The organism is Arthrospira sp. PCC 8006 (assembly GCF_046480465.1).
GTDB classification, from domain to species: Bacteria; Cyanobacteriota; Cyanobacteriia; order Cyanobacteriales; family Microcoleaceae; genus Limnospira; species Limnospira platensis.
In genome coordinates, this window is record NZ_PKGG01000058.1 from 17,027 (window position 1) to 27,457 (window position 10,431).

Annotated in this window: 7 protein-coding genes and 1 pseudogene; 6 read left to right on the top strand and 2 right to left on the bottom strand. The window is 45.9% G+C overall.

Translation table 11 applies throughout. The features are described from left to right. Positions 1–144 precede the first annotated feature (144 nt). Together B9T16_RS11125 and B9T16_RS11130 are read left to right on the top strand one after the other, a co-directional pair. Entirely contained in the window at positions 145–1,875 is a 1,731-nt protein-coding gene (locus tag B9T16_RS11125) for a diflavin flavoprotein (RefSeq protein ID WP_410244782.1), read from the top strand. Between the two features lie 94 nt (positions 1,876–1,969). Next, positions 1,970–3,694 carry a diflavin flavoprotein gene (locus tag B9T16_RS11130; protein ID WP_410244783.1) on the top strand — a complete coding sequence of 575 codons (1,725 nt, stop codon included), beginning with the start codon at positions 1,970–1,972 and terminating at the stop codon, positions 3,692–3,694. An 896-nt stretch (positions 3,695–4,590) separates the two neighbouring features. Here B9T16_RS11130 and B9T16_RS11135 read toward each other — a convergent pair. Next, the gene (locus tag B9T16_RS11135; RefSeq protein WP_410244784.1) at positions 4,591–5,400 is read right to left on the bottom strand and encodes a nuclear transport factor 2 family protein; all 810 of its coding nucleotides are present in this window, start codon (positions 5,398–5,400) and stop codon (positions 4,591–4,593) included. 138 nt (positions 5,401–5,538) lie between these two features. Here B9T16_RS11135 and murG point away from each other — a divergent pair, with 138 nt between their 5' ends. Further along, a complete protein-coding gene (gene murG / locus B9T16_RS11140; RefSeq protein ID WP_410244785.1) occupies positions 5,539–6,603 on the top strand; it encodes an undecaprenyldiphospho-muramoylpentapeptide beta-N-acetylglucosaminyltransferase in 1,065 nt (354 codons plus the stop codon). A gap of 134 nt (positions 6,604–6,737) precedes the next feature. Beyond that, positions 6,738–7,394, top strand: coding sequence for a pentapeptide repeat-containing protein (locus B9T16_RS11145; protein ID WP_410244786.1), 657 nt, complete (start codon positions 6,738–6,740; stop codon positions 7,392–7,394). A gap of 79 nt (positions 7,395–7,473) precedes the next feature. Here the strand turns inward: B9T16_RS11145 and B9T16_RS11150 are convergent, their stop codons facing one another. Then, positions 7,474–7,779, bottom strand: a complete 306-nt coding sequence (locus B9T16_RS11150) for a hypothetical protein (protein WP_410244787.1) — start codon at positions 7,777–7,779, stop codon at positions 7,474–7,476. A 154-nt stretch (positions 7,780–7,933) separates the two neighbouring features. On the opposite strand from B9T16_RS11150, the gene B9T16_RS11155 reads away from it, so the two are divergent. Both B9T16_RS11155 and B9T16_RS11160 read left to right on the top strand, forming a co-directional pair. Next, positions 7,934–10,129, top strand: a complete 2,196-nt coding sequence (locus tag B9T16_RS11155; RefSeq protein ID WP_410244788.1) for a tetratricopeptide repeat protein — start codon at positions 7,934–7,936, stop codon at positions 10,127–10,129. 90 nt (positions 10,130–10,219) lie between these two features. Beyond that, a pseudogene (locus B9T16_RS11160) lies at positions 10,220–10,431 on the top strand (hypothetical protein); the annotation flags it as partial.

Genomic DNA, 10,431 nt, shown 5'->3' on the forward strand with positions numbered 1-10,431 from the left:
CAGAAAAGCCCAGAGAGTTACCTATTCGGTTTTGTGGGTCTTAACCCATTGATAGGTTTTTCAAACCCCCACAGATTCGGTATCCGTGTCAGAATATCTGTAAACTTGCACACTATTAGATAGCTAAATTTTGGGAGGTCATACATGGTAGCCCTCACTGACCGGGTTAAAGCAGGTCGGTTGACCGTTGAGGTAGCAGAAGTTACTACAGACACCACCACAATTCGATCGCTTGATTGGGACCGCGATCGCTTTGATATCGAATTTGGTCTGCAAAACGGCACAACCTATAACTCATTTATCATTCGTGGCGACAAAACCGCCTTAGTAGATACATCCCACGCCAAATTTCGGCAACTATACCTAGACACTCTCCAAGGATTAATCGACCCCGCCGCCATTGATTATCTGATTATTAGCCACACAGAACCCGACCACAGCGGTTTAGTGGCCGATATTCTGCAACTTGCGCCCCAAATTACCGTCGTCGGCGCAAAAGTTGCCATTCAATTTTTAGAAAACCTAGTTCACCAGCCCTTTAAGTCTCAACAAGTTAAAAACGGTGATACATTAGACCTCGGTAACGGTCATGTGCTGGAATTCGTTTCCGCCCCTAACCTACACTGGCCTGATACCATTTTCACCTACGATCGCCAAACCGAAACGCTCTTTACCTGTGACGCTTTCGGAATGCACTACTGTTCCGATCTCACCTACGACTCAAACCTCGCTGACATTGAGGCTGATTATCGATTCTACTACGAATGTTTGATGGCTCCTAACGCCCGGTCTGTTCTCAGCGCCATTAAGCGTATGAAGCAACTAGGAATTATTACCACCATCGCCACCGGACACGGCCCCCTGCTGCGCCATAACGTTAAGGAATTGACCGATCGCTATCAAAAATGGAGTCAGGAACAGTCCAAAGCCGAAACCACGGCGGCAGTATTTTACTATTCCGATTTCGGTTATAGCGATCGCCTTTCCCAAGCGATCGCCCACGGGATTACTAAAACTGGTGTCGCTGTCGAAATGATGGATCTGCGATCGGCTGATAACCAGGAAATCCGCGAGTTAGCTAGTATGGCTACCGGATTAGTTATCGGAATGCCTCCGGTGTCTGGTGAAGAGGCAGAACTTGCCGAACAAGCCATCAGCACCATTTTAGCATCTACCAACAAAAAGCAAACCTTTGGTTTGTACGAGTCTGGTAGCGATAATAATTTGTCCGTTTACCCCCTGGAAGTCAAGTTTAAAGCCGCCGGACTTAAACCCGCTTTTCCCTCAATTCGGATTACCGAAACCCCCACCGAAAACACCTATAAACTCTGTGATGAAGCCGGAACCGATATGGGACAGTTACTCAGTCGGGATAAGGCTATTAAGCAGATGAAATCCCTAGATAGCGATGTCGATAAAGCCTTGGGTCGCATTAGTGGCGGGTTGTATATTATCACCGCTACTAAAGGGGAAGTGAGTAGCGCTATGTTGGCTTCCTGGGTGTCTCAGGCGAGTTTTGAACCTCTGGGGTTAACTATTGCAGTTGCCAAAGATAGGGCGATCGAAGCCTTAATGCAGGTGGGTGATACCTTTGTTCTCAATGTCTTGGAGGAGAACAATTATCAAGCCTTGATGAAGCATTTTCTCAAGCGTTTTCCCCCTGGTGCTGACCGTTTTGAAGGCGTGAAAACTCAAGCCGCTAATAATGGCAGTCCGATTTTAAATGATGCTCTGGCTTATCTGGAATGTCGGGTAGCTAGTCGCATGGAATTAACCGATCATTGGATTGTTTATGCCACTATTGATGGCGGTCGCGTTAGTAACCCTGATGCTTTACCAGCCGTTCATCATCGCAAGGTCGGAAATCACTACTAAAAAATTCCTTGATGGCGGGTTGATTGATATCAAAAATATTGCCAAATCACCCGCCTTTTTTGGGTTTCTATGTTCACTATATCCATTTTAACAAATGTATAATTCAAAAGCTCGTGATGTTCAAGTTTTCTTGATTGGTAATGATACCAAGGTTTTGCGATCGCGCACTTGGGATAGACTCAAGTTTGAGGTGGAATATTCCCTACAACGGGGGACGACAGCTAATAGTTATCTAATCGAAGCTGACCAAGTGGCGATTATCGACCCTCCCGGAGAATCTTTTACCGCCAACTATCTTAAATCCCTGGAAGACCGCTTAGATTTTAACAACCTAAAATATGTGATTTTAGGGCATTTTAACGCTAACCGAGGCGCGACAATTAAAGCCTTGTTAGAAAAGGCTCCCCAAATTACTTGGGTGTGTTCTAACCCCGCTACCTTGGCGCTGCGGGAATTTTTCCCAGAATTAACCTTAAATATTTTAACAGTTAAAAGTGAGGAAAAATTAGACCTTGGTCGCGGACATGAACTGCAATTAATCACTGCACCAACTCCCCGATGGCCTGATGGTTTATTGACCTATGACCCCTGTAGTCAAATCCTGTTTACAGATAAGTTTTTTGGAGCCCATGTTTGCGGCGATCAAGTATTTGATGAAGGCTGGTCAGTCTACAGCGAAGACCGCCGTTTTTATTATGACTGTCTCCATGCGGCACAACCTAAAAAAATTCTGTCAATCTTAGATAAAATTGCTGAGTTATCACCCATTGAGTTTTATGCCACGGGTCACGGTCCCTTAGTGCGCTATGGGATGAATGAATTAACTAATTTATATCGACAATGGAGCGAAAAACAAAAATCTCAGGATTTGAATGTGGCGTTGCTATATGCTTCTGCTTACGGGAATACCGCCTCTATTGCTCATGCGATCGCCAGAGGATTAACTAGGTCGGGAGTAGCGGTAGAATTGATTAATTGTGAACACGCTAAATCTACCGAAATTCAAACATCCGTCGAAAAATGCGATGGATTTATTATCGGTTCCCCTACCCTCGGTGGTCACGCTCCCACCCAAATACAAACCGCTTTGGGAATTATCCTCAATACCGCATCAACTAATAAATTAGCCGGGGTTTTTGGTTCCTTTGGTTGGAGTGGAGAGGCGGTAGATTTAATCGCGGATAAGTTAAAAGATGCTGGCTATCAATTCGGCTTTGAACCAATTAGGGTCAAGTTTAAACCCACAGATATCACCCTACAAACCTGCGAAGAAACTGCTATTGATTTCGCCCAAATGTTGCGACGTGACCAAAAACGCCGCGCTCTCAAATCTACTTCCCAGTCTGCTAGTGCTGACCGAACCGCTCAGGCTGTAGGTCGTTTGGTGGGTTCCCTGTGCGTGGTCTCCTGTCGCCGTGGAGAGGTGGTAAGTGGGATGTTGGCTTCGTGGGTATCTCAAGCTACTTTTACCCCCCCAGGATTGACTGTGGCTGTGGCTCGCGATCGCGCTATGGAATCGATGACCCATATAGGCGATCGCTTTGTTTTAAACATTTTGGACGAAGGTAAACAACTCCGTAAACACTTTATGAAAAAGTTTGCTCCTGGTGAGGATAGATTTGCATCTTTATCAACCACAGAAGCCTCTAACGGATGTCTGATTTTAAATGATGCTTTGGCTTATTTGGAATGTGAGGTAAAAAACCGCATGGAATGCGGCGACCACTGGGTTATTTATGCTCAAGTCCAAAACGGAAAACTGTTAAATAATGAAGGTGTAACAGCAGTTCACTATCGCAAAACCGGAACTTTTTACTAATCCTCTCCTCAAAAGGCGAGCCCGTCAATCTTCCTGTGGGAAGGTTAGCAAATATAGCGGTTCGGTGGATTGGTGAGCTACTTTTCAAAGCCCCTCTCCCGTATGGGAGAGGGGTTTGGGGTGAGGGCTTTACCTCAAAAGGCGAGCCCGTCAATCTTCCTGTGGGGAGGTTAGCAAATACCCGGTTTGGGAAGGGCGGGTTTATCAATCTTCCTGTGGGAAGGTTAGCAAATATAGCGGTTCGGTGGATTGGTGAGGTACTTTTCAAAGCCCCTCTCCCCTATTGGGAGAGGGGTTTGGGGTGAGGGCTTTACCTCAAAAGGCGAGCCCGTCAATCTTCCTGTGGGGAGGTTAGCAAATACCCGGTTTGGGAAGGAAGGGCGGGTTTATCAATCTTCCTGTGGGAAGGTGAGGAAATACCCGGTTTGGTGGATTGGTGAGCTACTTTTCAAAGCCCCTCTCCCGTATGGGAGAGGGGTTTGGGGTGAGGGCTTTACCTCAAAAGGCGAGCCCGTCAATCTTCCTGTGGGGAGGTGAGGAAATACCCGGTTTGGTGGATTGGTGAGCTACTTTTCAAAGCCCCTCTCCCGTATGGGAGAGGGGTTTGGGGTGAGGGCTTTACCTCAAAAGGCGAGCCCGTCAATCTTCCTGTGGGAAGGTTAGCAAATATAGCGGTTCGGTAGATTGGTGAGCTACTTTTCAAAGCCCCTCTGCCCTATGGGAGAGGGGTTTGGGGTGAGGGCTTTACCTGATGAGTCTGAAAAGCGCTATACCCCCCTTGGTCCGGGCGGGTTTATCAATCTTCCTGTTGGGAGGTGAGGAACTCGGAGAACCCGCCCCTACAGGATCTAACTTACCTAGTAGGGGCGAGAAATTTTTCGCCCCTATTATATCGATTAATCGACAACTCTCATGCGCTGGGTAATGGAGGTGATACCATCACGACGCATAAGAATAGTAGAAACCCAGTTATCCTCTGGTAATATCGGCGCTTGACCAATTTTGAAAATACCACCAGATGTTAAAAACTGAATAGATACAGGTGTAGGCTCAAAGTAAGCATTAGTATTAACGGGTTGGACGATCGCCCCTCCAATCAACAATTCCGAACCCAGGGGTTCTTCAACTATAGCATCAAGGCTGAATTCTCGACCCGTGAACACCTGTTCAGGAATATTCAATGTAACCGTTGGGGGAGCCTCACCAGAAGTTAACTGATTGCGTTCCGCTAAAATTTCCTGAGCGATAATCAGATCATTCTCAATGCGCTGTTGGGAAGTAATCCTCGATCGCAAAATTACATCGCGATCGGGAAAGCGTTTCACCCCTTCAATTTCCGTAACCGTTGTCGCAATAATCGCATTTCCATCTCGTTCCCAATCCTGCAAAGTCGTGCGATAATTAAGAGAGTAGTATTGTTCCCAAAAATGCCTTAAACCCCGTTTTAAAGTATCATGATTTAAACCATCAGTATTTTCAAAATCGGGAGCATAAAACCTCATCAACGCTTCCAGATTTTGGCGATTAGCTTCAGTCTCAATATTTTCTAGCAGCATTTTCAGTTCCGGTGGGGCGGTGTCTGGTTCGGATGCCCAAGCGCGATCGCTCCCCCAGCCTAAACCGCACCAGAGAGCAATTGTCAGAATGGCTGATAAAACTGGGGAAAAAGCCGGGTAGCGCAACGGAAAAATCACAAGGCGGGTCATAAGTATAGTTGTCAGTTGTGCGTCAGAGTGGTAAAGTAATCAGGAGCTAGGGATTTCCGTTGGGAACACCCCCTCTGATTCTTCCAGTGTTTTGATTGTAGCGAAATTATTGATTGAGTATCCAAAGGAAAAGCAGCCTTGACCGAGACACCCACGCGATTATTATTTGCAGCCAGTGGTACTGGAGGGCATCTGTTTCCGGCGATCGCCACCGCCGATAGTCTTAGTGATTATCACATCGAATGGCTAGGAGTTCCAGACCGCCTGGAAACCCAGCTAGTTCCCCAAAAGTACCCTATCCATTCTATCGCCGTGGGTGGATTTCAGGGAAAACCCGGCTTAGGAACTCTCATGACCGGGACTCGTCTAGCCACCGCTATCCTCAAAGCCCGCCACCTCCTCAAACAGGGCAATTTTCAAGGCGTATTCACTACAGGGGGTTATATTGCCGCCCCCGCCATTTTAGCAGCTCGTTCCCTCGGTTTACCCGTCATTCTCCATGAGTCTAACGCCCTTCCCGGTAAAGTCACCCGCTGGTTAGCCCCTCGCTGTACCCAGGTGGCGATCGGCTTCGCAGAAGCCGCTAGATATCTTCCCAAAGCCAAAACTACCGTTGTGGGTACTCCTGTACGCGCCGCTTTTACCAACGAGTCAGAGCCCTTAGAATTCCCTATTCCTGACCATGCGCCGCTCGTCGTAGTGCTAGGAGGTTCTCAGGGCGCTGTAGCCGTCAATCGCTTAGTCAGAGCCGCCGCACCAGCTTGGTTAGATGCAGGTGTTTGGATCGTTCACCTTACCGGAAATCTCGACCCCGACGCTGACAGCCTCCAGCATCCCCACTATATTGCTATGCCTTTTTATGATCACATGGGAGCCTTGCTCAAACGCGCTACTTTCGCAGTTAGTCGCGCCGGGGCGGGAACTTTAACAGAATTGGCCATTACTAAAACCCCCGCTATTCTCATTCCCTATCCCTACGCCGCCGAAGACCACCAAACTTTTAACGCCAAAGTTTTTGCTAAACAAGGGGCGGCGGTATTAATTCAACAGCAGGACTTGACACCAGAAGAACTCCAAGGTAAAGTTTTGTATCTATTGGGTGACTCTACAGAACTAAATCGGATGGCTGAGGCGGCTGGGTCCTTGGCAGTGGTTGATAGCGCTAACCGCCTAGCTGACGTGGTTAGGGCCGTTGTTGTTTAGGTAGAAAATGCGATCGCAGCATCTATTTTAGATCCTGACTGTGATATCGATCAGCTTACGGTGAGATTTTACTCATTTCTTTTTGGCTCAAAATCAGTCATAGTAATAGTATCGAGAGTCGAGGAGGGTGTGGGATGAAATTATTAGCTTACGCAACCGCAACATTACTTGTTACCATTGGTATCGCTACTGCAGTTCGTGCAGAAAACCCCGCCCACCTGAAGCAGTTGCTGGAGACTAAAAGCTGTGAGGGATGTGATCTTACCGGGGCACAGTTACAAGGATTAGACCTTAGTGGTGCTAACCTGAAAAGGGCTGATCTCAGTGGTGCTGATCTTACTGGTGCTAATTTGAATGAGGCTAACTTCAACCGGGCTATCCTGGTTGAGGCTAACTTAACAGATACTAGCCTGATTGCAGCTAAACTTCACGGCGCAGACTTAACCCGTACTAACTTGAGGAATGCTAATCTAACCCTAGCGGGGATGGTGATTGCTGACCTGACTGACGCAAACCTGAGAAACGCAAATCTAGTTGGTGCGAATTTGGAAAGTGCTGATTTAACTGGGGCGAATCTTCAAAATGTTCGTCAGTCTGTAGTTAGTTTGGGTTTGGTGCGTCTTCAAGAAGGCAGCCTATATGGCTTTGATATCATTGGTGTTAATTTGCGGGATACTGATTTAACAGGAACTAATCTAAGTGGGGCTGATTTGACTGCATCAGACTTAGCGGGCGCTAATTTGGATGATGCCAATTTATTCAATACTAATTTAATGAATGCCAGACGTTAAGAAGTTGGTCAATTATCTGACCATGAAAAGGAGGGGTATAGCCTGGCTATATCCCTCTTTTGTTGATTTTGAGATAGCTTTAAGATTCTTTGAGAGGGTCAATGTTGACGTGCATTTTCGATTTGCTTTCCTCATATTTCTCGGAATTGGAGTCTCGATTTAATCCGGCTAATCCCCATACTAGGCTGACTAATGCTGCTTGATAAACTGCATGATTTCCTTCAGCGTTAGCTTTATCTATTAATGATTCATTGTTAGATTCATCGTTAACTGTTGGCTTATCTGTAATAACACCTCCTTCGTATTTAAGACTGGCTGAGTCTATAGCAGTTAAAGGTTCATATAATACTATTGTAGTCTCAATTGGCTCATTTTGTGTATACAAGAGTCGATGACCTCTATCAGGATCAAGGATAGATATGAACAACTGATCAAAATCCCCCCCTGTACTGTTGTCAGTCTCAACAGGCTATGATAGAAGAATAGGGTATCTCAGAATCAACTGAACCCATTTTTACCCATCAAACGAGATCTTACAGATGTCTTCCCAGTTACCTTCTGTTTCTAACTCCCCATCTAACCCTAGTCCTGAAGTATTATTGCACCAGGCTGAGACTTGTTATCTTCAGGGAGACTATGATCAGGCGATCGCCGCCTGTCAAAAGGCGTTAGAATTGAAACCTAACTGGCCTCCGGTTTATGTGACTATGGGTAATGTGTCTCAGGGTCGGGGTCAAATTCAAGAGGCGATCCGATACTATGCCAAGGCTTTAGAATTTGACCCGAATTTACCCCAAGCCCATGCTAATTTGGGTAGTATGTTCTATAAACAAGGACAATTGGAATCGGCGATCGCCAGCTATCAAAAGGCGATCGCCCTCAAGCCAGACTTAACCGCAGTTTATGTTAACCTCGCTCGTGCTTTGCGACAACTGGGGCGAGAGTCGGAAGCCTTAATAGTTGAACAAAAGGCTCATCAAATTAATTCCTCTACCGGGGGCGCAATTCATCTTTATAACCAGGGAAATCAACTCGTCAATGAGGGTAAATTAGAAGAGGCGATCGCCCTGTGGAAACAGGCTATTGTCGCTGACCCCAATCTGGCAGAAGCCTACTGTCAAATCGGTATAATTCATAGACATCAAGGCCAGCCGAAAGAAGCTATCCCCTTCTTAGAAAAGGCGATCGAATTAAAACCCAATTTTATCGCCGCCCATCAAAATATCTGTGGCATATATCGCGACTCCTCCGACCTCGCCTCCGCCAGGAATGCCGTAGAAAGATACCTCAAAAATTGTGGTAGTATCGATCCGATTATGACCGCTATTTATGCCGTTAGTATCTATCAGGTTTCCGGTTTAAATGCCGTGGCTTTACCAAGATTTTTGCAGCTAGAATCACAAGTGCCGGCTTTACTAGCTCACACCAAACCAGTAGAGATTAAATCCCTTTATGCTAACCTATTATTCGCCCTGCCCTATCTGCGGGATGATTTAGAAAAGAATTATAAGCTACAACGATTAATTAGCGATCGCTATGTTAGCCTAATATCTCCTACTTCCACACCCACCACTATTCAAACCACTAAAGGATTTGGCAATATCCCCAGCCCCAAAACCGTTAAAATTGGGATTCTTTCTAAAAACTTTTGTCGTCATTCCGTCGGCTGGTGTAGTGCCGATGTCATTAAAGAATTAGCCGCCCTGAATACAGAAATTTATCTATATTGGAGCGATCGGCCTACCCGAGATAACCAAACTCCAGCATTTGAACAAGTTGCTCACAAAGTTTTTGCCCCCCAAAACTTCCCCCAGGGACTCCCCAACCCCCAAGAAATTGTGAACGCTATTCGCCAAGACCAAATCGATATTCTCCTAGACTTAGACTCTCTCAGTGTCCAAATTAATACCGAAATTTTAGCCCACCAACCTGCTCGCTTTTGTATATCTTGGCTAGGTTTTGATAGCCCTCAAATTTCCGCCGATAACTATTTTATTGGCGACCATTATACCCATCCCCCAGGGCGAGAATCTTATTATACTGAAAAATTAATTAGGATGCCTCAGACATTTATGGCCGTCTCTGGCTTCAAGAGAGTATCAGCAGATCAAAACCTCCTCAGACAAGCCTACCGTATTAGTCGCGACCAGGTGGTTTATTTGTGTGTAGCACCGGGACGTAAATTTAACCCTGATTTAGTGAAAGCCCAGGTCAATATCCTTAAACAAGTTCCCGATAGTATTTTAGTTCACAAAGCATTAGGAGATACCCAGATAATTCGTGAGACCTATGCGGCCGCTTGTAAGGCGATCGGTGTCGGTCAACATCGCATTAAACAAATAAGTCGATTTGCTACCGAAGAAGAACACCGGAAAATCTATATGTTGGCAGATGTGCTATTGGATTCCTACCCCTACAATGGTGGCACTCATAGCTTGGAAGCCCTCTGGTTTAATACTCCCCTAGTCACTCGCCGAGGCTCACAATTTTTATCGCGCATGGGTTATTCTTTCTTAAAGGGTGTAGGTGTGGAAATGGGGATAGCCGACTCCTGGGAAGACTATCAAAATTGGGCTATCCGTTTGGGTCGTGAACCGGAACTTAGACAATCAATTCGCGAACAGTTAATGGCATCTAAAAACCCTGATAATTTAGCCCCTTTATGGAATCCTAAAGCCTTGGCTAAAGATTTATATTCCCACTTTCAACAATTACTCAATCAATCAACCCAATAATTACAATATATTTGACATTCTGGTAAATTTCCGGTATAATCCCGATAGCGGGTGATATAATGGGGTATATTTAAGCAATCCTAGCCAGCCATGAGCAACCTTCCAGACTTCCAACATCAAGGTTATCACACCATTAGGCAATTGGGATGTAACCCAGAAGGGGGGCGGATAACCTACCTGGCAACCTATGCCAAAACTAATCAACCAGTGACAATCAAAGAATTTCGCTTTGCCTTTACTGGGGCGAGTTGGGCAGGATTAAAAGCCAATGAACGGGAACTCGAGATGTTACAGCAGATTAG